We start from the raw sequence: 23,796 nt of genomic DNA, 5'->3' as shown, positions 1-23,796 counted from the left end.
TTCTCACGGATGAACGCAACCTGTACCATGAGATCCCATGGACCCGACCCCGCCGCTGCCGCCCGCTCCCGGTGCGGACGACTACCTCGCGCTCGAGTTCGCCAACACGGCGATCGCGCTGCCCGGCGGCCAGTACGTCGACCTGCTGGGCAGCCCTGCCGCCGTCAGCCACTGGCTCATCGCGCGTAACCTCGCGCCCGAGGACGCCGACGTACAAGAGATGTGCGCGACACAGCTCCGCGCCCTCCGCGAACACATCCGCTCGCTCTTCGCGGCCCGCGTCACGGGAGCCCCCGCTCTTCCCGCGGCCCTCGACGCCGTGAACGACGCCCTCACCCGGGTCCCGACCGCCGCACTGCTGCGCTGGGACGACAAGACCGGCCCGTATCGAGCCCACGCCTGCCCCACGAACGAGATCCTCGAACACGCCTTGGCTACGATCTCCGCCAGTGCCGCGGACCTCCTCACCAGCGAGGAAGCTCTCACGGCCTGTGAGTCCACGCCCTGCAACCGCTACCTGATCCGCCACGGCCGCCGCCACTGGTGCTCCACCCGCTGCGGCGACCGAGTCCGCGCAGCCCGCGCCTACGCCCGACGGACAGCTCAAAGCTAGCCCAGCGCGGTCTCCAGCCAGGACATGAAGGCGCTGTAGTCGGCCGAGATCGACATCTTGATCTCGGCGCCGTCAGCGTTCAGGCTCATCCGCGCGACGTCGTCGAGCACCACGTGCTCCCGCACGAACCGCACCCCCGGCCAAAGCATCGCAGCCGCCAGCGCCAGCGCGTCGTGCTGCAGGGCCGGGTACTTCGCCGTCCAGCGATCGAACTGTTCGCGCAACACGCGCTCCCACGGCCTCGCGTCCGGGGCGGCCCACCTCCGGTAGAGCGGCGACTTCGCCGTGATCTCGATGGCCGGGTTGAACGTGACGTCGGACAGCACGAACGTCGGCGGACCCCAACGCTCCAAGGTCGGCAGGATCTCGATCACCGCGTCCGGATCCGCCCGGAAGTTGTGCTCGGCCCGCGACGGATCCCGGTAGTTGATCGCCCCACCCATCTGCGTCACGGCCATCCGCGCCACCAGCTCCGGCCGCTCCCGCTGCAGGCTCGCCAGATTCGACAACGGCCCCATCCCCACCCACCGAACCTGCCCGTCCAGCCCCTCGAAGACCTCACTGACCGCCGCCGCCACGTCCGTGACCTGCGGCGGGACATCCGCCGGACACATCCCGCCGACGACGAATCCCCTCCGATTCCCCAGATCGGCCCCCGCCACCACGCGAACATCCGACCGCCCTGCCAGATCCAGCAACCACCGCACGAACCGAGCCCGCTCCCCGCCGTACTCGTCGCTGGTGACCACCAACGCCAACTCAGGCACCAACCGAGCCGCCGCCACCACCGCAACACTGTCATCCGGATCCCCACCAGCATCCGTATCAATAACCATCGGCGCCTTCGCGATAGCGGGCACACCGACCGCGGGTGGGGGCCCAGCGAGGATCATCTCGTCGGCAAGATCCTCGAGGCCCTCAACGTTCGCGGTCGTCCAGGCGAGCGCCATCCACTCGTCCACCGGATCCTCGTCCCTGCCCTCGCCCACCACCACCGCCGCCTCTCCGCATCGAGCCGAACACATTCTCAACGAACACCCGCTTGTCGCTGTCGCTCCCGCACCGCTCGTACGACTCCCAGATCGCTTGCCGGTCACGTTCCGGCACCTGGGCACGATCCAACGTCTTCTGCAACGCCTCTACCTGCTGGTTGTCCGCTCGATACACAAACGAGTCGAGGACCTCCGCAAGCCGCGCATCGGTCGCCCCACCCCCGATCCACGCGCGGATCTCCCGCCGATACCGCCCGCTCCAGTCATCCAACCAGCCCCGGTAGTTGCCCCCGGCATCACGCAGTACGGCGATATCCCGCGCCAGATCCTCGACGGCCTTCAGGTTCACTACCTTCACGCCCTCTCGTACGCGAGGATCGCGCAGCCGGGCCGACACCCGCGCCGGCCTCAAGCCCCTCAGGAGCTCCGGGTCGTGTCTTTGACCGGACTGCTCGGGTCCGCGCTCGCCGATCCGCTCCGGGCTCGACATCGGACCGTTCAGCAACTTCTCGATGCTATGCAGCGCAATGCGGTGTGCGAACGTCTTGGATTCATCGGCCGGGAGGATGTCGAGAGCTCGTCCGTGCTGCGTCTCCGCTGCGGGCAGGTGCACCTCGTACCCCTTCTTGCTCCCGGGATGCGGGTCATCCGGCGACTCACCGTAGAAGGCGTACCGTCCGATGAACTCCGTCTCCGGGTACACCGCGGCGAGCAACTCCTGCACGCTGCCCTTGAAACTCGTGTCGACGACTGTCACCCGGCTTCCCGGTCGCCCAACCGGCACCCCCTCGTCGTGCAGGTAGTCGGTCAGCATCCGAAGCCCACCCACCGTATCCGCAGGATCCACCCGCCCCGCCGCGCCCCGAAACGCCTGCAACTGGGGAAACGCCAAGCCCTGATGGCGTTCCAGATCCTGGAGCGCGTTCTCGACCAGGATCCGTGACAGCACCAGGTTCGCCCCATGCCGACCGAAGAACTGGCCGTCGAGTTGCCTCATCGCCAGCGCAAGGTGATGCCCGTCCCGGCCGAGCGCGACGATGCGATCGACCTTCCGTACGGCGATGTCGTCCCTGAGATCGGCGAGCATGGTGTCGGCGACCCTGACCATCAGCGGCGCCGGAAACTCGTACGCGACGAGGTAGGCGTCCCGCAGCGTCATGACGTCCGCAGCGTCGGAGATGCTCAGTTGTGCGGCAACTCGGCGCGCTGTGCGGGCGCTGCGTTCCCGGAGGACGTCTGCGTTGTTGGGCATCTGCCAAGTACCGCATAGTTCGCGAGTTCGGCGCGGGAGTTATCCACAGGCAGCAGGACGGGGGCACCTCGATGGTGTCCCCGTCCTGTTCCAGTCAGCGGGCTATGGGGCGGCCGGCTGGGGTGGGGGTTGGTAGGGCGGCTGCTTCTTCGTCGATGTCTACTACTGCGCCGCTGAACTGGGCGTTGTAGAGGCGGGCGTAGGCGCCGTCGGCTGCGAGGAGTTCGCGGTGGTTGCCTTGTTCGACGATGGCGCCGTCTTCCATGACGAGGATGAGGTCCGCATCGCGGATGGTGGACAGGCGGTGGGCGATGACGAAGCTGGTGCGGTCGGAGCGCAGGGCGGCCATGGCGCGCTGCACCAGGACCTCCGTACGGGTGTCGACCGAGCTGGTCGCCTCGTCGAGGATCAGCAACTGCGGGTCGGCGAGGAACGCGCGGGCGATGGTGAGCAACTGCTTCTCACCGGCGCTGACGTTGCTGCCTTCCTCGTCGATGACCGTGTCGTACCCGTCCGGCAGGCTGTGCACGAAGCGATCGACGTACGTCGCCTTCGCGGCCGCCAGCATGTCCTCCTCGGTGGCCTTCAGGTTGCCGTAGAGGATGTTGTCCCGGATCGTGCCGCCGAACAGCCAGGTGTCCTGCAGCACCATGCCGATCCGCGAGCGCAGGTCGTGCCGGGTCAGGTCGGTGATGTCGACGCCGTCGAGTGTGATCCGCCCGCCGTTCAGCTCGTAGAACCGCATGATCAGGTTGACCAGCGTGGTCTTCCCGGCGCCGGTCGGGCCGACGATCGCGACCGTCTGACCCGGTTCGGCGACCAGGCTCAGGTCGGTGATCAGCGGCTTCTCCGGGTCGTACGAGAACGAGACGTGCTCGAACTCGACCCGCCCGCGAGAGTCGGTGACCTTCTCCGGGGTCGCGTCGTCCGGCACCTGCTCCTTGGCGTCCAGCACCTCGAACACACGCTCCGCCGACGCAACACCGGACTGCAGCAGGTTCGCCATCGAGGCCACCTGGGTCAGCGGCTGGGTGAACTGCCGCGAGTACTGGATGAACGCCTGGACGTCACCCAGCGACATCGTGCCGGAGGCGACCCGCAGACCGCCCACCACCGCGATCACCACGTAGTTCACGTTCCCGATGAACATCATCAGCGGCATGATCAGACCGGAGATGAACTGCGCCCCGAACGCGGCCTTGTACAGCTCCTCGTTCTTCTCCGCGAAGCTCGCCTCGATCTCCTTCTGCCGGCCGAAGACCTTCACCAGTTCGTGCCCGGTGAACGCCTCCTCGATCTGACCGTTCAAAGCGCCGGTATGCCGCCATTGCGCGACGAACCGGACCTGCGAACGCTTCGCGATCGCCGCCGTCAGCACCATCGAGATCGGGATCGTGACGAGCGCGATCAGCGCCAGCAACGGCGAGATCACGAACATCATCGTGATCACCCCGATCACCGTCAGCAGCGACGTCAGCAACTGGCTCAGCGTCTGCTGCAGGCTGGTCGAGATGTTGTCGATGTCGTTGGTGACCCGGCTGAGCAGCTCACCGCGCGGCGCGCCGTCGAAGTAGCTCAGCGGCAGCTTGTTCAGCTTCTCCTCGACCTCGGACCGCAGGTCCAGAATGGTCCGCTGGACGACGCCGTTCAGGATGTAGCCCTGTGCCCAGGACAGGAAGAACGCGCCGACGTACAACGCCAGCACCAGCAGCAGGACGTTGCGCAGGGCATCGAAGTCGATGCCGACGCCGGGGATCAGGTCGATTCCCTGCAGCAGGTCCGCCAGCCGGCCGTTGCCGGACGCGCGGGTCTGCTCGATGACCTGCTCCTTGCTCAAACCGCTCGGGAACCTCTTGCCGATCGCACCGGCGAAGATGATGTCGGTCGCGCGCCCGAGGATCTTCGGGCCGAGCACCGACAGGCCGACGCTGAAGATCGCGAGCAGCACGACACCCGACACCTGCACCCGGTGCGGACGCAGCCGCTTGAGCAGCCGCTTCGCCGAGGGCAGGAAGTCGATCGACTTGTCCCCCGGAATCCCTCCCGGCGGCCCGAACGCACGCCCGGTGGTCGGCCGCTCAGTGGCCTTGACCGTCTTGTTCTCCGAGCCCTTGCTTTCCGCAGCAGGCTGTTCCGACTCGCTCATGCCGCCTCCTCCGCGGAACGCTGGGACTCGACGATCTCGACGTACGTCGGACACGTGTCGAGCAACTCCTGATGGGTGCCCTTGCCGACGATCGCGCCGTCCTCGATCACGACGATCTGGTCGGCGTCGACGATCGTGGAGACCCGCTGGGCGACGACGACCACGCAGGCGTCGCGGGTGACAGGCCGCAGCGCCGCCCGCAACCGGGCGTCCGTCGACAGGTCGAGCGCCGAGAACGAGTCGTCGAACAAGAAGATCTCCGGCTTCCGGACGAGCGCCCGCGCGATCGCGAGCCGCTGCCGCTGACCGCCGGACACGTTCGTGCCGCCCTGCGCGATCGGCGCGTTCAGCCCTTCCGGCATGGCCTCGACGAAGTCCTTGCCCTGGGCAATCTCCAGCGCCTCCCAGAGCTCCTCGTCGGTCGCGTCCGGGTTGCCGTACCGCAGGTTGCTGGCGATCGTTCCGGAGAACAGGTACGGACGCTGCGGCACCAGACCGATCCGCTCCCACAGCGCCTCGGGCTCGATCTCCCGTACGTCGATACCGTCGACGAGCACCCGCCCCTCGGTCGCGTCGAACAACCGCGGCACCAGCGAGAGCAGCGTGGTCTTACCGGCGCCGGTGCTGCCGATGATCGCGGTGGTCTGACCCGGCGACGCGACGAAGCTGACGTCGCGCAGTACCGGCTCGGCGGCGCCCGGGTACTTGAACGAGGCCCGCTCGAACACCAGCTGGCCGCGGCCGGTGAAGCTGCCGATCGGCGTGACCGGCGGCCGCACCGACGACTCGGTGTCGAGGACCTCGGAGATCCGGTCCGCGCAGACCGATGCGCGCGGCACCATGATCATCACGAACACGCCCATCATGACCGAGAACAGGATCTGGATCAGGTAACTCAGGAACGCGGTCAGTGCGCCGACCTCCATGGTCTGGTTCTCGACCCGGGAGGCGCCGAACCACAGCACCGCGATACTCGACACGTTCAGGATCAGCATCACCGTCGGGAACACCAGCGCCATCAGCCGGCCGGCCCGGATCGCGGTGTCGGTCAGGTTCGCGTTGGCCTCGCCGAAGCGCTCGACCTCGTGCGGCTCGCGGACGAACGCCCGGACCACCCGGATGCCCGCGATCTGCTCGCGCAGCACCCGGTTCACCCCGTCGATGTTCTTCTGCATCTTCCGGAACTGCGGCACCATCCGGCTCGCGATGAACCCGATACAGAGCGCCAGCAGCGGTACGGCGACCGCCACCAGCCAGGACAGGCCGACGTCCTCGCGGACCGCCATGATCACGCCGCCGACCATCGTGATCGGCGCGGCGACCAGCATCGTGCAGGTGGTGACGACCAGCATCTGGATCTGGGTGACGTCGTTCGTACTGCGCGAGATCAGCGTCGGCGCACCGAACTGGTTCACCTCCCGCGCGGAGAACTCGCCGACCCGGTGGAACACGGCGGCGCGGACGTCACGTCCGAACAGGGCAGCCGTCTTCGCACCGAAGTACACGGCGGTGATCGTGCAGGCGATCTGCACCAGGCTGACGCCGAGCATCCAGCCGCCGGTGCTCATGATGTAGTCGGTGTCGCCCTTGGCCACGCCGTTGTCGATGATGTCGGCGTTCAGGCTGGGCAGGTAGAGGGAGGCGATCGTCCCGATCAGTTGCAGGACGACCACCAGGAGCAGGTTTCCCGCGTACGGACGCAGGTGCGTACGCAAGACGCGAAGTAACATCAATCATCCCCAGAGTCGTGATGGCGGGCACCGTCGAGCGCGAATCCGACGATGTCCTCGGAAGCCGGTGGCTGACCGGTTCGATGCTTGCGGAGTCCGTCGAAGGCGAAGTCGACGATCTCCTCGGCGGTCAGCACGTGGCCGCCGGAAACCATTGGGTGGGTGGCCGAGAACGTGAGCAGGCCGATCATCCGTACGACGTCCTCCGGTGGCAGCCGCAACTGGTCGGCGTCCGGTCGCAGCAAGTCGGCGAATGCGGCGTTGGCCAGGTCGTTCTGACGTTTGCGCCGCGCCTCGTCCATCGGCGTCGAGTGCTTGAACTCGGGTGGCCGGCGGATCCGCAGCGCGAACAGCAGTTTGAACACCCGGCGCAACCGCTCCTGGCTGATCTCGACCGCGACGACGGTCCGCTCCCGCAGCGGCAGCGTGCGATCGACCTGTTCGAGGGCGTGGATCAGGTCCGACGGGTCGAACGCGGTCGCCATCGCGGCCTCGACCAGTGCGTCCTTGCTGCCGAACGCACGGAAGATCGTCCCCTCGGCGATCCCTGCCGCTTCGGCGATCTGCTTGGTACTGACCTCGGTGCCGAACTCCTCCAGCAACGGCAGCGCGGCCGCGAGGATGGCAGCGCGCCGTTCCTCGGGGGGCAGTGGGGTCGCTCGTGGGCTCACGCCGTCAAAGGTAACTGAGTGAGTACTCACTCACAACTGCATTCACCCTTCTGGCGCAGTCCGGTTCGCGACCAGCGCGGACACACCGTCCAGCAGCCTTTCCAGACCGTACTCGAACGCATGTTCGGCATCATAAGGAGCATCGAACTCACTCCCGACGGCGGTTCCGACCCGGGACGAGAGCGGGAACTTCTTCAGGTCGCCGATCTGGTCCAGGTGCGGCACGTGCGCCAGCCACCACTCCTTGTCCGTCATCCCGGACCGCTGGATCACCTGGCGCGACTCGACCGCCGTACGGACGGCGCCGTGCACGTAGCCGTTGACGAGGGCGACCGTCGCGTCCATCTCCAGATCGGTGAGGCCGATCCCCTCGACCGCGGTCAGCTCCCACTCGTACTTCGCCATCACGTTCGGGCCGAGCGGCGGCCGGCTGATCGCCACCTGGAGCAGCCACGGGTGCCGCAGGTACAGCTCCCGGTTCTCGCGAGCGACCTCGTCGAGCGCCGCCCGCCAGTCCCCCGGTACGACGCGGCGCGGCAAGTCGCCGTACACGGTGTCGAGCATGACGTCGAGCAACTCGCCCTTGCCCGGGAAGTAGCGGTACAGCGTCATCGCGCCGACGCCGAGCTCGTCGGCAACCCGGCGCATCGACATCGCAGCCAGCCCGTCGGCGTCCGCGATCCGCAGGGCGGCCGCGACGATCCCGTCGACGGTCAGCGCCGGCTTCGGCCCGCGGGACGGCGCGGGACGGCGGCGCCACAGCAGCTCGAGACTCTTCGCGGGGTCTCCACTGCCGCTGTGCTCCTGCTTCATGTGCGTGATTCCTTCTCACCGGCTATTCTTCGTACAGTGTACGCAGTTGACCTCAAGTTCCGTCGAGGTTCTAGCGTGAGGTTTTGTCGGTGGTGTGCGGAATCATCGACCGTCCCAGCCGATCGATTCAGCGGAGCACAGCCGTGAGTATGGAAATGACCGCGTGGAACTCGCTCTACCACGCGATGCACGCGCAAGACGAGAAGAGACCCTTCTCCCGAGCCACCCTGCAACGAATCCTCGCCTTCGCCCGGCCGCACCGGCGGTACCTCGTCTCGTTCCTGGCGCTCAGCACCGGCGGTGCTGTCCTCGCGGTCGCCACACCCGTGCTGGCCGGGCGGGTCGTCGACGCGATCGTGGGCGGCAAGGCGCTCAGCTTCGTCCTGCAGCTGTCGCTGCTGATCGCGGCCATCGCGGTCGCGGAGGCCGGGCTGAGCCTGGTCACCCGCTGGCTGTCCGCGAGCATCGGCGAGGGGCTGATCCTCGATCTGCGGACCGCGGTGTTCGACCACATCCAGCGGATGCCGATCGCGTTCTTCACCCGCACGCGGACCGGCGCATTGGTCTCCCGGCTGAACAACGACGTGATCGGCGCGCAGCGGGCGTTCAGCGACACGCTGTCCGGCGTCGTCAGCAACCTCGTGATGCTCGTGCTGACGCTGGTGGTGATGCTGGGCGTGTCGTGGCAGATCACCTTGCTGGCGCTGGTCATCCTCCCGGTCTTCGTCGTGCCTGCGCGCCGGATCGGGACCAGGCTGGCCGGACTGCAGCGGGAAGCGGCGGACTACAACGCGACCATGAGCACCCAGATGACCGAGCGGTTCTCGGCGCCTGGGGCGACGCTGGTCAAGCTGTTCGGGCGGCCGGCTCGCGAGTCCCAGGAGTTCGCCGTGCGCGCGCGGCGCGTGCGCGACATCGGCGTCCGGACCGCGATGGTGCAGTGGATCTTCGTCACTTCGCTCACGCTGGTGTCCGCGCTGGCACTGGCGGTCGTCTACGGCCTGGGTGGGTTCTACGCGTTGCGTGACCAGCTCGACGCGGGCGCGGTCGTCGCGATGGCGTTGCTGCTCACCCGGTTGTACTCACCGTTGACCGCGCTCGCGAGCGCGCGGCTCGAGGTGATGACCGCGTTGGTGAGCTTCGAGCGCGTCTTCGAGGTGCTGGACCTGGAGCCGCTGATCAAGGACAAGCCGGACGCGGGCCGCGTGCCCGAGGGCCCGGTCGCGGTGGAGTTCTCCGGCGTCAGCTTCGCGTACCCGTCGGCGGACAAGGTCTCGCTGGCGTCGCTCGAAGAGGTCGCGAAGCTGGACACGCGTGGCGGCGTCGAGGTGCTGCACGACGTCTCGTTCCGCGCCGAGCCGGGGCAGATGGTCGCGCTGGTCGGCTCGTCGGGCGCCGGCAAGTCGACGATCGCGCAGCTGATTCCCCGGTTGTACGACGTGGACTCGGGAGCCGTGAAGCTCGCCGGCGTCGACGTACGGGATGTGTCCGCGGAGTCGTTGCGGGACACGCTCGGGATGGTCACACAGGACGGGCACCTGTTCCACGACTCGATCCGGGAGAACCTGCTGCTCGCGCGTCCCGAGGCGACCGAGGAGGACCTGTGGAATGCACTCGAGCGGGCTCGACTGGGTGAGCTGATCCGGTCGCTGCCTGATCAGCTCGACACGGTCGTGGGTGAGCGTGGGTACCGGTTGTCGGGTGGTGAGCGGCAGCGGCTGACGATCGCCCGGTTGCTGCTCGCGCAGCCGCGGGTGGTGATCCTCGACGAGGCGACCGCCGCGCTGGACTCGACGAACGAGGCCGCGGTCCAGGCGGCACTGACCGAGGCGCTGTCCGGACGGACGGCCGTGGTGATCGCGCACCGGTTGTCGACCATCCGCGCCGCCGACCAGATCCTCGTGATCGAGAACGGTCAGATCGTCGAACGCGGCCGGCACGCGGACCTGCTCGCCGCCGGCGGGCGGTACGAGGAGCTGCACCGCACCCAGTTCGACCAGCCCGGAACGGCGGACACCGAAGCAGTCCCGGTCTGAGTTTCTTGTTGATGTTGTTCTGAGCGAGGCGGAGGTCGTCGGGTTGGTGGGCACGGGGCAGGAGCTGGCTGGGTGTGCGGTGGTGTTCCGGCCGGCCGATCCACCACGCACGAGTCGAGTGGCGTTCTGGGACCCGGACGGCGGCCCCCTCCCCCTCGGCGTCGGCGATCAGGTCGAGCTCGACCTGATCGACGGTAGTGGGCGTCAGCAGGCTGTACGTGCTGTCGAACTGCCGGTGGCCGAGGCGGTTCCGATCCTTGGACGGATGCGCCGGGCACCCGGGGCGCACCCGTCCGCGGCCTTCTGGGGTGGCGCCTCTCTCGTCGCCCTCCAACTGGTTGCCCGCGGCAAACTCCTGCCCGGCGTCACTCCCGAGGGCCACGACGCCTGGCGGGTCGGCCCCCTCGACAGCGACGACATCACCCGCGTCCTCGAGCTCGCCGAAGCAATGCCAGCCGCAGCCCGAGCCCTCCCCCTCACGGACCTGCGGGTACCTGTGGCCGAGGAGCTGTTGCGGGAGTTCCTGGATGCCGTGGCCGACGGCATGCCCCGCTCTCCCGCCGCAGCGAAGGCGCACCAGACCAACCTCTTCACCGCGGCCGCACCGCAACGCGCCGACCGACTGCGGACCTGGGCCGACGAGGTCTCGGCCGGACTCGACACCGGCGTCCGGATCTCGCTCCGGATCGAGCTGGCCGACTCGCTCGCCTTCAGCGCCATGGTCCAGTTGCACAGCCTCAAGGACCCGACCCTGGTCAGAGACGCGGACGACGTCTGGTCCACCGACGTCCCCGGCTTCGGCCCGCGCGCACGCATCGACGCCACCCTCGCGATCCGCCGCGCAGCACGCGTCTGGCGACCACTCGGCCGCCTGCTCGACTCCGCCGTACCGGACCGCATGGAACTCGCAGACGAAGAAGTCGCCGAGCTCCTGGCAGGCTCGGCGCAGCGGCTCGCGGCCGCGGGCATTGACCTGCACTGGCCGCGCAGCCTCGGACGGGAGCTCACCGCACGCGCCGCCATCACGTCAACGGACGGGCCGCCCAGCGATCTCCCGAGCTTCTTCGGCGGCGACCGCACCCTCGACTTCAGCTGGCAGGTGGCCCTCGGCGACGACCCGCTGACCGAGGCCGAGCTCGATCAACTCGCGGAGGCGACCCGACCGGTCGTCCGGCTCCGCGACCAGTGGATGCTGATCGATCCCGACCTCGCCCGCAAGGCTCGTGAACGCATCCTCAAACCTGTCACCGCGATCGACGCTCTGGGTGTCGCGCTCACCGGCACCACCGAGATCGACGGGCGCCAGGTCACCGTCACGCCGGCGAAGTGGCTCGACGACCTCCGCGCCAAGATCGCCGACCCGGACCGCGCCGACGATCCGCTCGAAGCACCCGCCGCTCTCCAGGCGACCCTCCGCGACTACCAGCTGCGCGGTCTGCGCTGGCTGTCCCGGATGACATCCCTCGGTCTCGGCGGCTGCCTCGCGGACGACATGGGCCTCGGGAAGACGATCACGCTCATCTCGCTCCACCTGCACCGCCAGCAGTCCGCCGACACCGCCGGTCCGACGCTGGTCGTCTGCCCGGCCTCCCTGCTCGGGAACTGGGAGCGGGAGGTGCAGCGCTTCGCCCCCGGCACTCCCGTACGGCGCTTCCACGGCACGTCCCGTTCGCTCGACGACACGCGGGACGGTTTCGTGCTGACGACGTACGGGACGCTGCGGCGTGACGCCGTACGGCTGGCCGGTCATCCGTGGGCGCTCGTGGTAGCCGATGAGGCGCAGCATGTGAAGAACCCCTCGTCCGGTACGGCGAAGGCGCTGCGGACCGTGCCGGCCAAGGCGCGGGTGGCGCTGACCGGCACCCCGGTGGAGAACAACCTGTCCGAGCTGTGGGCGATCCTCGACTGGACGACGCCCGGGCTGCTGGGCCGGCTCGGATCGTTCCGCAACCAGTGGGCGCAGCCGATCGAGGCGGACAAGGACGAGGAGGTCGCGGCGCGGCTCGCGAAACTCGTCAAGCCGTTCCTGCTCCGCCGGAAGAAGTCCGACCCGGGGATCGCGCCCGAGCTGCCGCCGAAGACCGAGACCGACCAGGCGGTGTCGCTGACCCGCGAGCAGGTCGTGTTGTACGAGGCAACGGTTCGCGAGCTGATGGCCGAGGTCCAGGCGAGCGACCGGATGGCCCGCCGCGGCCTGATCGTGAAACTCCTGACCGGTCTGAAGCAGATCTGCAACCATCCCGCGCAGTACCTGAAGGAGCCGGACGACGCGCGGCTGACCGGCCGTTCGGGCAAGCTCGAACTGCTCGACGAGCTGCTCGAGACGATCGTCGCGGAGGACGGCGCCGTGCTCGTCTTCACCCAGTACGTCGCGATGGCGCGACTGCTCGAACGGCATCTCGCCGACCGCGGCATCCCGACCCAGCTCCTGCACGGCGGCACGCCGGTCGCGCGCCGCGAGGAGATGGTCGACCGGTTCCAGGCCGGCGAGGTCCGGGTGTTCCTGCTGTCGCTGAAGGCGGCCGGGACCGGGCTGAACCTGACCCGCGCCGATCACGTCGTGCATTTCGACCGCTGGTGGAATCCCGCGGTCGAGGACCAGGCGACCGACCGCGCGTACCGGATCGGGCAGACCCGGCCGGTGCAGGTGCACCGGTTGATTGCCGAGGGCACCATTGAGGACCGGATCGCCGGCATGCTGGCCGCCAAACGCGAGCTGGCCGAGGCCGTGCTGTCCGGCGGTGAGGCAGCGCTGACCGAACTGTCCGACGCTGAACTGGCCGACCTGGTCGAGCTGCGAGGGGGTGCACGATGACCGAGGCGCAAGGTTTCCCGGCCTTCACGGCACAGCACCGCAGCACCCGCGGCCGCTCGTGGTGGGCCCGGGCCTGGGTGCAGGCGATGGAGGACACGTCGCTGGACGCCGGTCAGCTACGGAAGGGCCGCCGGTACGCGAACTCCGGGCAGGTGGGCACGATCACCATCAGCCCTGGACGGATCGCGGCCACTGTCTACTCGCCCGAGGACACGTACGAGTCCGTGGTGCACGTCGACCAACTGAGCGATGACGACTGGCGCCGATTCCGCGAGCAGGTCGCCGCACGTGCCGGTCACATCGCCGCGCTGCTCGACGGCGAGATGCCGCACAGCCTGGTCGAAGCAGCGTCCGACGCCGGTGTCACGCTGCTACCGGGCATCGGCGATCTCGACCCGAGCTGTACGTGCGACGCCTGGGAACTCCCCTGCCAGCACGCGGCCGCTCTCTGCTATCAGGTCGCTTGGCTCCTCGACGCCGACCCGTTCGTGCTGCTGCTCCTCCGCGGCCATACTCGTGAAGCACTGCTCGACGAGCTGCAGGCGTCGGCCGCCAAACCCACTGAGGCCGGGGTCGCAGTCGCCGACGTGCTCGCCGCCACACCCGGCGAGCTCCCCGAGCCGCCGGAGCTCCCGGCGCGGGTTGCCCTCGACGAGCTCGCGGTGGCGGGGATCGAACCGCCCGGCGACCTCGGGCCGGAGGCGCTCCAACTGCTCGTGCTCGACGCGGCCCGCCGGGCCCGCTCGATCCTGAACGCGCTCCTCCACGGCACCGCCGAGCCACGGCCGCTCGACGAATGGCAGGACGCCGTCCGCCTCGCGACGGACTTCCCGCAACTCGTCACAACGCTGACCGAGTCGACCGGCCGGGACCTTGCCCCCGGCATCCACGCCTGGCAGTACGGCGGCGCGCCCGGTCTCGACGTACTCGAGCACACCTGGACCCCTGACCCGGCCGAGCTCAACCGAGCGCGGACGGAGCTGCTCGCCGCGGACGACGACCTGACCATCAGTGCCTCGGCGAACCAGTTGACGCTCGGCGTGGACGTCCAGCTCAGACTGGACCGTGACGGCCGCTGGCATCCGTATCGACTCGTCGACGAGGTCTGGAGTCCGGCGGGTCCGCCGTCCAAGGATCCGCTCGTCGTCGAGTGGTGAGTCAGGACTGGGTGACGGGACGCATCGCGAGGCCCTCGGTGCCGGCCCAGGAGGTGACGCGCTGGCCGTCGTCGGCCTCGAACGAGGTGACCGGCATCTTCACCTTGACCGGCTTCTCCGCCGGAGCCTCACCGCCGGGGCTGCCGAGGCCGACGGTCATGAAGGTCACCGGATAGGTGTCCATCTTGCCGCCGGTGGCGAGTACGCCGGCGTACGCCTTCTCGCCGGGAGCCAGTGTGACCGGCTCGTCGTCGGTCATGCCCTCCTTGACCGGGGCGTGGCCTTTGGCGTTGCCCAGTGTGACCTCGGGGTAGTTCTGCACGTCGCACTTCTTGGCGCTCGTGTTGGTTGCCACGAGCATCAGATGCCGAACGTCCTCGCCCACCGCGTCGTAGTTCGTGACGGTGAAGGACAGGTCCGCCATCGTGCAGAGGTCGACACTGGCGTCCGTGGGCTTCGTCGACGGCTTCGCGGCCGACGTCGAGGCCGCCGGTTCCGTCGACTCCACCGGAGCCGACGTGGTCACGCTCGCCGAGGTGGTCGCGCTCTGCTGGTCCGAGGGCTTGCCCCCGTCCGCCGCGTTCGCCGACCCGCACGCGGCGGTCGTCAGGAGCGCGGCGACGGCGCCGGCCCCCAGGGCGTACCTTCTCCAACTTCCAGCACACTTGCGGTTCACGTTCACTGAAGACCCCTTGTTCAGCTGACGAATTCAGGATGATTGACGCCGTGCAGTCGGCTAAAGTTGGTCACGACTTCGGAGGAAGAGGGAGGTGAGTTGATGACCGCGCGAGGCCGCGTTGCCGGATGCCCGGTAGCGCCATCGGTCATTCAACTCATCCGCTGAACCTCCGAAAGGGACCTCTGTTGTCCATCATCTGGAACACCCGTGTCGAGACTCCGTCCGACATCGAACCGCTCCGCGACATCACCCGCGACGCCTTCGGGCGTGAGTACGAGGTCACGTTCCTCGACGATCTGCGGGCCGATCCCGTCGCCTGGATCCCCGGCCTCTCGTTCGTGGTGACCGCGCCGGACGGCAAGCCGATCGCCTACACGCTGCTCACCCGTTGTCACGTCGGCGACGTACCGGTGCTTTCGCTCGGGCCGGTCGCCGTGCTGCCGGCGTACCAAGGGCAAGGGGCCGGTGGGGCCGCGGTTCGGGCCGCGTTGACGACGGCGCGTGACCGGCCCGAGCCCGCGGCCATCGTCCTCGGCCACGCGGAGTACTACCCGCGGTTCGGCTTCCGGCAGGCGACCGAGTTCGGCATCCACCATCCGCAGTACGACGGCCCGAACCTGATGGCGATTGCTCTCGGCAACCAAGCGGTCCCCGCCGGAGCCCTCACCTACCCAGTCACCGGCTGACCAACACACGGCCCACCCACTCAGCTGGAGGGTTGCCACGACTCGAGGACACGCGGGCAGGCCGTAGGGGTCCCACACGGAGTACGGCGGGTGGTCGTAAAAGGTTCACTCAAACTCGCCGAATCACTTGCGCACTCCGGTTGTATACATGAAACAGTCGACAAGAACCCGCCTACTCAGGAGCTACCGCGATGACTCGTCGACTCGCACTGAACCGTTTCATCTCCGGCACCCGCCGTCGTACCGCGGCTGGGATCGGCGCGGCCGTCGTTGCGTCGGCCCTGGTCGCGACGGCCTGCTCGCCGGTCGAGCCGGCCGGCGGTGACAATCCGTCGAGCAGTCAGTCGGCCGGCGGGCAGGATGTGTTCGGTGAGGCGGCCGACGCGGCGAAGGTGAAGCAGGGCGGCACGCTGACGGTCGCCCTGTCCGCCGATCCGGACAAGCTGGACCCGACGCTGTCGCGCAGCCTGTACTCGCGGTACGTCTTCCACACGATGTGCGAGAAGCTCTACGACCTCGGCCCTGACGCCAAGCTGGTCCCGCAGCTCGCGACCGCGCTGCCGACGGTCTCGTCCGACGGGCTCAGCCTGACGATCCCGCTGAAGGAGGGCGTGAAGTTCGCCGACGGCGGCACGTTCGACTCCAACGCGGTCAAGATCTCGCTGAACCGCGATCTCACGCTGGCCGGCTCGGCGCGCAAGAGCGAGCTCGGCCCGGTCACCGCGATCGAGACGCCGGACCCGAAGACCGTGGTCATCAAGCTCTCGAAGCCGTTCGCCCCGCTGGCCGCCGCGCTGGCCGACCGGGCCGGGATGGTGCTCAGCCCGGCCGCGGTCGCCAAGCTCGGCGCGAACTTCTCCACCGCGCCGGTCTGCGTCGGCCCGTTCAAGTTCGCCAGCCGGGTCGCCCAGAACTCGATCAAGGTCGTCAAGGACCCGCAGTACTACGACGCCGCCAAGGTGCACCTGGACGCGATCGAGTACCGGATCATCACCGACTCCAGCATCCGCTCCGCGAACCTGAAGTCCGGGGACGCGCAGGTCGCGGACTCGCTGTCGTCGCAGGACGCCCCGACGCTGCAGAAGGACGACACTGTCAGCGTGCTGCAGTCGCAGTCGCTGGGCTACCAGGGCCTGACCATCAACATCGGGAACGCCAACGGCATCGGCAACCCGCAGAAGCAGCTCGACACCCCGATCGCGAAGGACCCGAAGGTCCGCCAGGCGCTGGCGCTGGCGATCGACCGGGAAGCGCTGGTGAAGTCGATCTTCAACGGGCTCAACACGGTCGCCTGTTCGCCGATCTCGCCGAAGAGCGAGTTCACCTCCGACGCGGCGCAGGTGTGCCCGGCGCACGATCCCGCGAAGGCCAAGCAGTTGCTGGCGGACGCCGGCGTGAGTACGCCGTACAAGGTCGAGATGATCACGTCGAACAACCCGGACAGTCTGCGCCTCGCACAGGCGCTGCAGGGAATGGTGAAGGACGCCGGGTTCGATCTGGTCATCAAGCCGGTCGAGTACGCCGCTCTGCTGGACCAGCAGGACCGTGGTGACTTCCAGCTGTTGCAGCTCGGCTGGTCCGGGCGGGTCGACCCGGACGCGAACATCTACAACTTCGTCGGCACGACCGGCAGCCAGAACGTCTCCGGCTACAGCAACCCGGCCCTCGACAAGCTGCTGACCGACGCGCGCCAGTCCACCGACCAGGCCCAGCGCGTGAAGCTGTACGGCGAGGTCACCACGTTGCTGCAGCAGGACGACCCCATCATCTACATGTACCGCCAGCGCAACCTGACCGGCGTCTCGAAGAAGCTCCTGGGCATCCAGGTCTACCCCGACGGCGTGATCCGCACGGCCTTCGCGGGATTTGCGAAGTGAGAAGGTATCTCCTCAATCGTTTGTGGCAGTCTGCGGTGACGCTCGTGCTCGCGACGATCGTGGTGTTCGCCGGGGTGCGGGCGTTGCCGGGGGATCCGGCGCTGGCGCTGGCGGGTGAGGACCGCGATCCGGAGTCGCTGCGGGCGATCCGGCAGCAGTACGGGCTCGACCAGTCGTGGCTCGTGCAGTTCTGGCAGTTCGTGAGCCACGCGGCGCGCGGTGATCTCGGGCAGTCGATCCGGACCGGTACGCCGGTGCGGTCGATGATCCTGAGCGCGCTGCCGGTGACGATCGAGCTGTCGGTCCTGGCGATCCTGATCGCGAGCGTGATCGGGGTCGGCGCCGGTGTCATCGCCGCCGTACGTCGTGGGCGCCCGGCGGAATGGGCCGCGAACGCGCTGGCCCTGCTCGGTCTGTCGGTGCCGCACTTCTGGCTCGGGCTGATGGCGATCCTGTACCTGTCGGTTGCCCTCGGCCTCTTTCCTGCCTCGGGTTTCGTCCCGTTCTTCAGCAACCCGGTGGCGAACCTGCACCACCTGATCCTCCCGGCGCTGATCCTCGGCACCGGTCTGTCCGCCGTGATCATGCGCCAGACCAGGTCCTCGATGCTCGACGCGCTGTCCGCCGACTACATCCGGACGGCGGAAGCCAAAGGTCTTCCGCCCAAGGCGGTCGTCGGCAAGCACGCCCTGCGCAACAGCCTGATCGTGGTCGTCACGATCGTCGGCCTCCAGCTGGGCGCGCTGATCTCCGGCGCGGTCGTGACGGAGCGGATCTTCGCGCTCCCCGGATTCGGCAAGCTGACCGTCGACGCGGTCTTCCAGCGCGACTATCCCGTGATCCAGGCGGTCGTGCTGGTGACCGCGACGTCGTACATCGTCATCAATCTGCTGGTCGACCTGCTGTACTCCGTCATCGATCCGCGGATCCGCGTGCGAGGTGAAGCGTGATGGCAGTCGCTGATGTCACTGATGCTTTGACGGCGGCGCCGCTCCGCAGCAACCGCCGCCGAGTGGTACGCCGGATCCTGCACAACCCGCTCGCTCTGACCGGGCTCGCAGTGCTGGCGATCGCGGTGATCCTCGCGGTCTTCGCCAACTGGCTGGCGCCGCACGAGCCCACCCAGACCCACCTCGACCGTGCATTCGCTCCCCCGGGCACCGCCGGGTACCTGCTTGGCACCGACGACCTCGGCCGCGACGTGCTCTCGCGGATCATGTTCGGACTGCGCGCGTCGCTGCACGTCGGTGTCCTGGCGGTCGCGTTCTCGCTGGTGGTCGGCGTACCGCTCGGGCTGATCGCCGGGTACTTCCGAACCGTCGACGCGCTGATCTCCCGGCTCACCGACCTGGTGCTCGCGTTCCCGTTCCTGATCCTCGCGGTCGGGCTCGCCGCGATCCGCGGCGCGAGCCTCGGCAACGCGGCGATCGCGATCGGGATCGCGCAGATCCCCGGCATGATCCGGATCGTCCGGTCGGAGACGCTGCGGATCAAGTCGCTCGACTTCGTCGCCGCGGCGATCGTCGAGGGCGCGAGCGACGCCTGGGTGCTGGGCCGGCACATCTTCCCGAACGCCGGCTCCGCGATCATCGTCCAGGCCACCGTCGGCATCCCGGCGGCGATCCTCGGCGAGGCCGTGCTGTCGTTCCTCGGCCTCGGCATCCAGCCACCCGCCCCGAGCCTCGGCACGATGCTCGCCGACGCGCAGCAGTTCGCGTCCCGGGCGCCGTGGGCCGCGGTGATGCCGGGTGTCGCGATCATGCTGCTCACGCTGGCGTTCAACATCGTCGGCGACAGCCTCCGCGACGCCCTCGACCCGAAGGCGAGCCGCCGATGAAACCTGTACTGGCAGTCAAAGATCTCTCGGTCACCTTCCGTACCGAAGACGGGCCGTTGTCGGCGGTCGACCGGGTCAGCTTCGACGTCGGGGACGGCGAGGTCCTGGCCGTGGTCGGTGAGTCCGGCTGCGGCAAGAGCGTCACCGCGATGAGCATCGCCGGCCTTCTCCCCCGGACGGCGACCGTCGACGGCTCGGTCGAGCTCGACGGGACCGAGCTGATCGGCGCCGACAAGCGAACGCTCCGCTCGATCCGCGGCCGCGAGGTCGCGTACATCTTCCAGGAGCCGATGACCTCACTGAACCCGGTCTTCACCGTCGGCCACCAGATCATCGAGGTCCTGCGGACGCATATCGGCCTCAACCGCCAGGCGGCGCACGCCCGCGCGATCGAACTGCTCAAGCTCGTCGGCATCCCGTCCGCCGAGCGCCGCGTCGGGGACTATCCGCACCAGCTGTCCGGCGGCATGCGGCAGCGCGTGATGATCGCGATGGCGGTCGCCTGCGACCCGAAGGTGCTGATCGCCGACGAGCCGACCACGGCCCTCGACGTCACGATCCAGGCCGGAATCCTCGACGTACTGCGTGGTCTGCGCGAGCGCCTCGGGACCAGCATCGTGCTGATCACGCACGACCTCGGAGTGGTCGCCGATCTCGCCGACCGCGTCGCGGTGATGTACGCCGGACGCGTCGTGGAGACCGCCGACGTACACGACCTGTTCGCACACCCGGAGCACCCGTACACGGTCGGTCTGCTCAGGGCCTCCCCCGCCGCCGGACGGCACGCCGACGCCCAGCGCCTGAACGAGATTCCCGGCCTCGTCCCGGTGCTCACCGAGCAACCCGACGCGTGCACGTTCGCCGACCGCTGCCCACGCGCCCTCGACACCTGTACGTCGTCCCAGCCGCAACTCACCGACCGCCCGCATCGCGTCGCGTGCTGGAACCCGGTCCGCGAACCCGTGGAGGTCTGATGGATTCCCTCGCGTTGGAGGTCGAGGACCTCGTCATGCACTTCGGCCCCGTGCGGGCGGTCGACGGTGTCACGCTGCGGATCCGGCAGGGCTCCGTCGTCGCACTCGTCGGCGAGAGCGGCTCCGGGAAGTCGACCGTCGGCCGCTGCATCGTCCGGCTGCTCGAACCGACCGGCGGAACCGTCCGGCTCGCGGGCGCCGACATCACCCACCTGAACCGGCGCCGGCTCCGGCCGCACCGCCGCGACGTGTCCATCGTGTTCCAGGACCCGGCCGGCTCGCTCGACCCGCGACTGTCCGTCGGCGACATCGTCGGCGAACCGCTGCGGCTCATGCGGCGCAAGGACATCTCCGCCAAGGTGTCCGAGTCACTGCGCCGGGTCGGCTTGCGTCCGGAGGTCGCGCAGCGTGCACCCCATGAGCTGTCCGGCGGTCAGCGCCAGCGCGTCAGCATCGCCCGCGCGCTGATCTCCGAGCCACGGCTGCTCGTCGCGGACGAGCCGACCAGTGCGCTGGACGTCTCGGTGCAAGCCGCCGTACTCAATCTGCTCGCCGATCTCCAGCGTGATCTCGGCTTCGCCTGCCTGTTCATCACGCACGACCTGTCCGCGGTCGAGTACCTCGCGGACGAGGTTGCGGTGATGTATCTCGGGCAGCTGGTCGAGCAGGGACCGCGCGCGAGGATCTTCGGGAGCCCGGCGCACCCGTACACGCAGGCGCTGCTGTCCGCCGCGCCGGTCCCCGATCCCGCCGAGCAGCGCGCCCGCCGGCCCGTTCTGCTCGGTGACGACCTTCCGTCGGCGATCGACCCGCCACCCGGCTGCCGTTTCCACACCCGATGCCCGGTCGCGGTGGACACATGCCGGACAGTCGTCCCGGAACGGCGGACGATCGGGGAAGGTGGACATCAGGTCGCGTGTCACCTCGTCAACGACGACGGCACCGGTCCCGACGTACGACCGGTCGCTTCGCAATCTCAGCTCCTCAGTCCAGGCCGGGAGGCCCCATGAGCTTCACCACTCGTCCTACCCTCCGTGGCACGTTCGGGATGGTTTCGTCCACGCACTGGCTGGCGTCGCAGTCGGCCATGCGGATCCTCGAGCTGGGCGGCAACGCGTTCGACGCGGGCGCCGCCGCCGGGTTCGTGCTGCACGTGGTCGAGCCGCACCTCAACGGTCCGGGCGGGGAGGTGCCGGCGATCATCGCGACCGCCGACGACCCGGCGCCGCGGGTCCTCTGCGGTCAGGGCGTCGCGCCGGCCGGTGCGACCATCGAGCACTACCGGTCACTCGGTCTGACGTTGGTGCCCGGTTCCGGTCCGCTCGCGGCCACGGTTCCCGGCGCGGTCGACGCCTGGCTGCTCCTGTTGCGCGACCACGGCACCCTGCCGTTGAGCGTCGTACTCGAGCCCGCGATCGACTACGCCCGCAACGGGCATCCGCTGGTGCCGAGGATCGCCGACACCATCGGCACCGTGCAGCAGCTCTTCGAGGAGCACTGGCCGACGTCCGCAGCGCTCTGGCTCAAGGACGGCCGTCCGGTGACGGGCCGGTTCAGCAACGAGGCGTACGCCGCGACACTCGAGAAGCTGGTGCGAGAGGCCGTCGGAGCGGACCGGCAGGCGCAGATCGAGCAGGCGCGGAAGGTGTGGCGGGAAGGGTTCGTCGCGGAGGCGATCGACACGTTCTCGCGGCTGCCGCATCGCGACTCCAGCGGGTCGGATCACGCCGGTTTGATCACCGGCGACGATCTGGCGGCGTTCGAGGCGACGTGGGAAGACCCGGCGACGTACGACTGGAACGGCTACACGGTCGCCAAGACCGGTCCGTGGGGCCAGGGCCCTGGTCTGCTGCAGTCACTCGCGGTACTCGCGGAGCTCGGTGACGTCGACCTCGATACCGCCGAGGGCGTGCACGCGACGGTCGAGGTCATGAAGCTGTCGTACGCGGACCGGGAGGCGTGGTACGGCGACGGCGCCGACGTACCGCTCGACACGCTCCTGTCTCCTGGGTATGCCGCTGAGCGGGCGAAGCTGATCGGTTCGGAGGCGTCGCTGGAGTTGCGGCCGGGTAGTCCGGACGGGCGTACGCCGAGGCTGCCGTCGATTGCTGCGGGCAACGAGACGGGTGATGCGACGACGGGTGAGCCGACCGTTTCTCCGGTCGGTGAGACGCGTGGGGACACCTGCCACGTGGATGTGGTCGACCGGTGGGGGAACATGATCTCGGCGACGCCGAGCGGCGGCTGGTTGCAGTCGTCGCCGACGATTCCGGAGCTTGGGTTCTGTCTGGGGAGTCGGGCGCAGATGTTCTGGCTCGAGGAGGGGCTACCGGCGTCGCTTGCGCCTGGGAAGCGTCCGCGGACGACTCTGACGCCGACGCTGGTGCTGCGGGACGGTCAGCCGGTCATGGCCTGCGGTTCGCCTGGTGGTGACCAGCAGGACCAGTGGCAGTTGCTGTTCCTGCTGCGGCATCTCGGCGGTGGGTTGGACCTGCAGGAGGCGATTGACGCGCCTGCTTGGCACACCACCGGGTTCCCGTCGTCGTTCTACCCGCGAGCCAGCGAGCCGGGTGGGCTGGTGGTGGAGAGCCGGGTCGGCCGGGTCGTCATGGACGAGCTGGTACGGCGTGGGCACGTCGTGACCGAGTCCGACCCGTGGAGCCTCGGCCGGCTGTGCGCGGTCCGGAAGGAAGCCGACGGCGTACTCGCGGCCGCAGCCAACCCACGCGGCATGCAGGGCTACGCAGTAGGCCGCTGACGTCAGGTTTTTCGGATCAGGGCGGCTTTGGCAGCGGCTTCTACGTGGAGGCGGGCGGCTGTGCTTGCGGCGGCAGAGTCGCCGGCTTCGATCGCCTCGACCAGCCGGACGTGCTCCTCGGACGAGTGCGGCGCGCGCTGGGCCGCGCCGACCCGGAACACCCAGTGAACGTGGTGGTACATCGCGGCCGAGATCGAGAGCAGCCAGCGGTTCCCGCTGACCTCGATCACGGCCCGGTGGAACTCGCTGTTGAGCTCGGCGACCCGGTCGAAGTCCTCCGCCTTCGTGGCGTCGTTCGCCTCCTCGACCAGCCGCCGCAGGGTCGAGATCCCCGCCGGCGTCGCCCGCTCCGCCGCGAGCCCGGCAGCGAGCGTCTCGAGCTGCTCCCGGACGGCGAACAGATCCCGGACCGCAGTCTCGTCGAGGGTCGCGACAACCGCGCCGCGGCGCGGAAGGATCTGGACGAAGCCTTCGGCCTCCACCACACGCAGTGCTTCCCGGACCGGGTTTCGTGACACCCCGAAGTCGTCCGCGAGACGCGTCTCGGTCAGCCGCTCGCCCTCGTGGTACTCACCGTCCACGATCCGCCGCCGCAGTTCCGCGAGCACCTGCTCGCGGAGCGCGATGTGATCGGCACCGATCGTGCGGATCATCCGGTCCCGGCGGGCGTCCTCGTCCAGCTGCTCCACCCCTGGCTCCTCTCCCCGCTCCCCGTTCGGCCTGCGCGCCACGGTAGCGGATGGATGGGCACGCGGCACGT

Annotated in this window: 19 protein-coding genes; 11 read left to right on the top strand and 8 right to left on the bottom strand. The window is 68.8% G+C overall.

The features are described 5' to 3' along the window. The first annotated feature begins 37 nt into the window (after positions 1 to 37). A complete protein-coding gene (locus E0H50_RS39120; protein WP_131296204.1) occupies positions 38 to 613 on the top strand; it encodes a CGNR zinc finger domain-containing protein in 576 nt (191 codons plus the stop codon). Here E0H50_RS39120 and E0H50_RS39115 read toward each other — a convergent pair. The 6 genes from E0H50_RS39115 to E0H50_RS39090 form a co-directional block, all read right to left on the bottom strand. Beyond that, positions 610 to 1,575: a nucleoside hydrolase gene (locus E0H50_RS39115; RefSeq protein ID WP_202868528.1), complete on the bottom strand. Its 966-nt coding sequence runs from the start codon at positions 1,573 to 1,575 to the stop codon at positions 610 to 612. The genes E0H50_RS39120 and E0H50_RS39115 overlap by 4 nt on opposite strands. After that, positions 1,532 to 2,857 (bottom strand): ABC transporter permease, encoded by a 1,326-nt coding sequence (locus E0H50_RS39110; RefSeq protein ID WP_131296203.1) that lies wholly within the window; start codon positions 2,855 to 2,857, stop codon positions 1,532 to 1,534. Before E0H50_RS39110 ends, E0H50_RS39115 begins: the two co-directional genes overlap by 44 nt. Positions 2,858 to 2,951: 94 nt before the next feature. Beyond that, a complete protein-coding gene (locus E0H50_RS39105) occupies positions 2,952 to 5,003 on the bottom strand; it encodes an ABC transporter ATP-binding protein (RefSeq protein ID WP_131296202.1) in 2,052 nt (683 codons plus the stop codon). Beyond that, on the bottom strand, positions 5,000 to 6,733 hold the full coding sequence (locus E0H50_RS39100) for an ABC transporter ATP-binding protein (RefSeq protein ID WP_131296201.1): 1,734 nt from the start codon (positions 6,731 to 6,733) through the stop codon (positions 5,000 to 5,002). Before E0H50_RS39100 ends, E0H50_RS39105 begins: the two co-directional genes overlap by 4 nt. After that, positions 6,733 to 7,404 carry a TetR/AcrR family transcriptional regulator gene (locus E0H50_RS39095; RefSeq protein WP_238151651.1) on the bottom strand — a complete coding sequence of 224 codons (672 nt, stop codon included), beginning with the start codon at positions 7,402 to 7,404 and terminating at the stop codon, positions 6,733 to 6,735. Before E0H50_RS39095 ends, E0H50_RS39100 begins: the two co-directional genes overlap by 1 nt. A 42-nt stretch (positions 7,405 to 7,446) precedes the next feature. Then, positions 7,447 to 8,217 (bottom strand): TetR/AcrR family transcriptional regulator, encoded by a 771-nt coding sequence (locus E0H50_RS39090; protein ID WP_131296200.1) that lies wholly within the window; start codon positions 8,215 to 8,217, stop codon positions 7,447 to 7,449. Between the two features lie 155 nt (positions 8,218 to 8,372). Between E0H50_RS39090 and E0H50_RS39085 the strand changes: the two genes are divergently transcribed. The 3 genes from E0H50_RS39085 to E0H50_RS39075 are packed head-to-tail and all read left to right on the top strand — an operon-like array spanning position 8,373 to position 14,225. Next, positions 8,373 to 10,253: an ABC transporter ATP-binding protein gene (locus E0H50_RS39085; protein ID WP_202868532.1), complete on the top strand. Its 1,881-nt coding sequence runs from the start codon at positions 8,373 to 8,375 to the stop codon at positions 10,251 to 10,253. Positions 10,254 to 10,299: 46 nt separating this feature from the next. Further along, the gene (locus tag E0H50_RS39080; RefSeq protein ID WP_238151650.1) at positions 10,300 to 13,068 is read left to right on the top strand and encodes a DEAD/DEAH box helicase; all 2,769 of its coding nucleotides are present in this window, start codon (positions 10,300 to 10,302) and stop codon (positions 13,066 to 13,068) included. Continuing rightward, the gene (locus tag E0H50_RS39075) at positions 13,065 to 14,225 is read left to right on the top strand and encodes an SWIM zinc finger family protein (RefSeq protein WP_131296198.1); all 1,161 of its coding nucleotides are present in this window, start codon (positions 13,065 to 13,067) and stop codon (positions 14,223 to 14,225) included. The genes E0H50_RS39080 and E0H50_RS39075 overlap by 4 nt, the downstream gene beginning before the upstream one ends. Before the next feature lies 1 nt (position 14,226). On the opposite strand, the gene E0H50_RS39070 is transcribed toward E0H50_RS39075, so the two are convergent. Continuing rightward, on the bottom strand, positions 14,227 to 14,907 hold the full coding sequence (locus tag E0H50_RS39070; protein WP_131296197.1) for a DUF4232 domain-containing protein: 681 nt from the start codon (positions 14,905 to 14,907) through the stop codon (positions 14,227 to 14,229). Between the two features lie 182 nt (positions 14,908 to 15,089). Between E0H50_RS39070 and E0H50_RS39065 the strand changes: the two genes are divergently transcribed. The 7 genes from E0H50_RS39065 to E0H50_RS39035 all read left to right on the top strand — a co-directional run bounded on the left by E0H50_RS39065 (position 15,090) and on the right by E0H50_RS39035 (position 23,036). Continuing rightward, positions 15,090 to 15,590 (top strand): GNAT family N-acetyltransferase, encoded by a 501-nt coding sequence (locus E0H50_RS39065; protein WP_238151649.1) that lies wholly within the window; start codon positions 15,090 to 15,092, stop codon positions 15,588 to 15,590. 191 nt (positions 15,591 to 15,781) lie between these two features. After that, positions 15,782 to 17,467 (top strand): ABC transporter substrate-binding protein, encoded by a 1,686-nt coding sequence (locus E0H50_RS39060; protein ID WP_131296195.1) that lies wholly within the window; start codon positions 15,782 to 15,784, stop codon positions 17,465 to 17,467. After that, positions 17,464 to 18,417 carry an ABC transporter permease gene (locus E0H50_RS39055; protein ID WP_131296194.1) on the top strand — a complete coding sequence of 318 codons (954 nt, stop codon included), beginning with the start codon at positions 17,464 to 17,466 and terminating at the stop codon, positions 18,415 to 18,417. The genes E0H50_RS39060 and E0H50_RS39055 overlap by 4 nt, the downstream gene beginning before the upstream one ends. Next, positions 18,417 to 19,304 (top strand): ABC transporter permease, encoded by an 888-nt coding sequence (locus E0H50_RS39050; protein ID WP_131296193.1) that lies wholly within the window; start codon positions 18,417 to 18,419, stop codon positions 19,302 to 19,304. The genes E0H50_RS39055 and E0H50_RS39050 overlap by 1 nt, the downstream gene beginning before the upstream one ends. Further along, positions 19,301 to 20,278, top strand: a complete 978-nt coding sequence (locus E0H50_RS39045; RefSeq protein WP_131296192.1) for an ABC transporter ATP-binding protein — start codon at positions 19,301 to 19,303, stop codon at positions 20,276 to 20,278. The genes E0H50_RS39050 and E0H50_RS39045 overlap by 4 nt, the downstream gene beginning before the upstream one ends. Continuing rightward, the gene (locus E0H50_RS39040; RefSeq protein ID WP_131296191.1) at positions 20,278 to 21,288 is read left to right on the top strand and encodes an ABC transporter ATP-binding protein; all 1,011 of its coding nucleotides are present in this window, start codon (positions 20,278 to 20,280) and stop codon (positions 21,286 to 21,288) included. The genes E0H50_RS39045 and E0H50_RS39040 overlap by 1 nt, the downstream gene beginning before the upstream one ends. Continuing rightward, complete coding sequence (locus E0H50_RS39035; protein ID WP_131296190.1) at positions 21,285 to 23,036, top strand: gamma-glutamyltransferase family protein; 1,752 nt, start codon at positions 21,285 to 21,287, stop codon at positions 23,034 to 23,036. Before E0H50_RS39040 ends, E0H50_RS39035 begins: the two co-directional genes overlap by 4 nt. 2 nt (positions 23,037 to 23,038) lie before the next feature. On the opposite strand, the gene E0H50_RS39030 is transcribed toward E0H50_RS39035, so the two are convergent. Continuing rightward, positions 23,039 to 23,725: a GntR family transcriptional regulator gene (locus E0H50_RS39030; protein WP_131296189.1), complete on the bottom strand. Its 687-nt coding sequence runs from the start codon at positions 23,723 to 23,725 to the stop codon at positions 23,039 to 23,041. Positions 23,726 to 23,796 lie beyond the last annotated feature (71 nt).

The organism is Kribbella sindirgiensis (assembly GCF_004331435.1).
GTDB lineage: Bacteria > Actinomycetota > Actinomycetes > Propionibacteriales > Kribbellaceae > Kribbella > Kribbella sindirgiensis.
The sequence above is the reverse complement of the archived record's forward strand: the minus strand, read 5'-3'. Positions and strand labels throughout refer to the sequence as shown.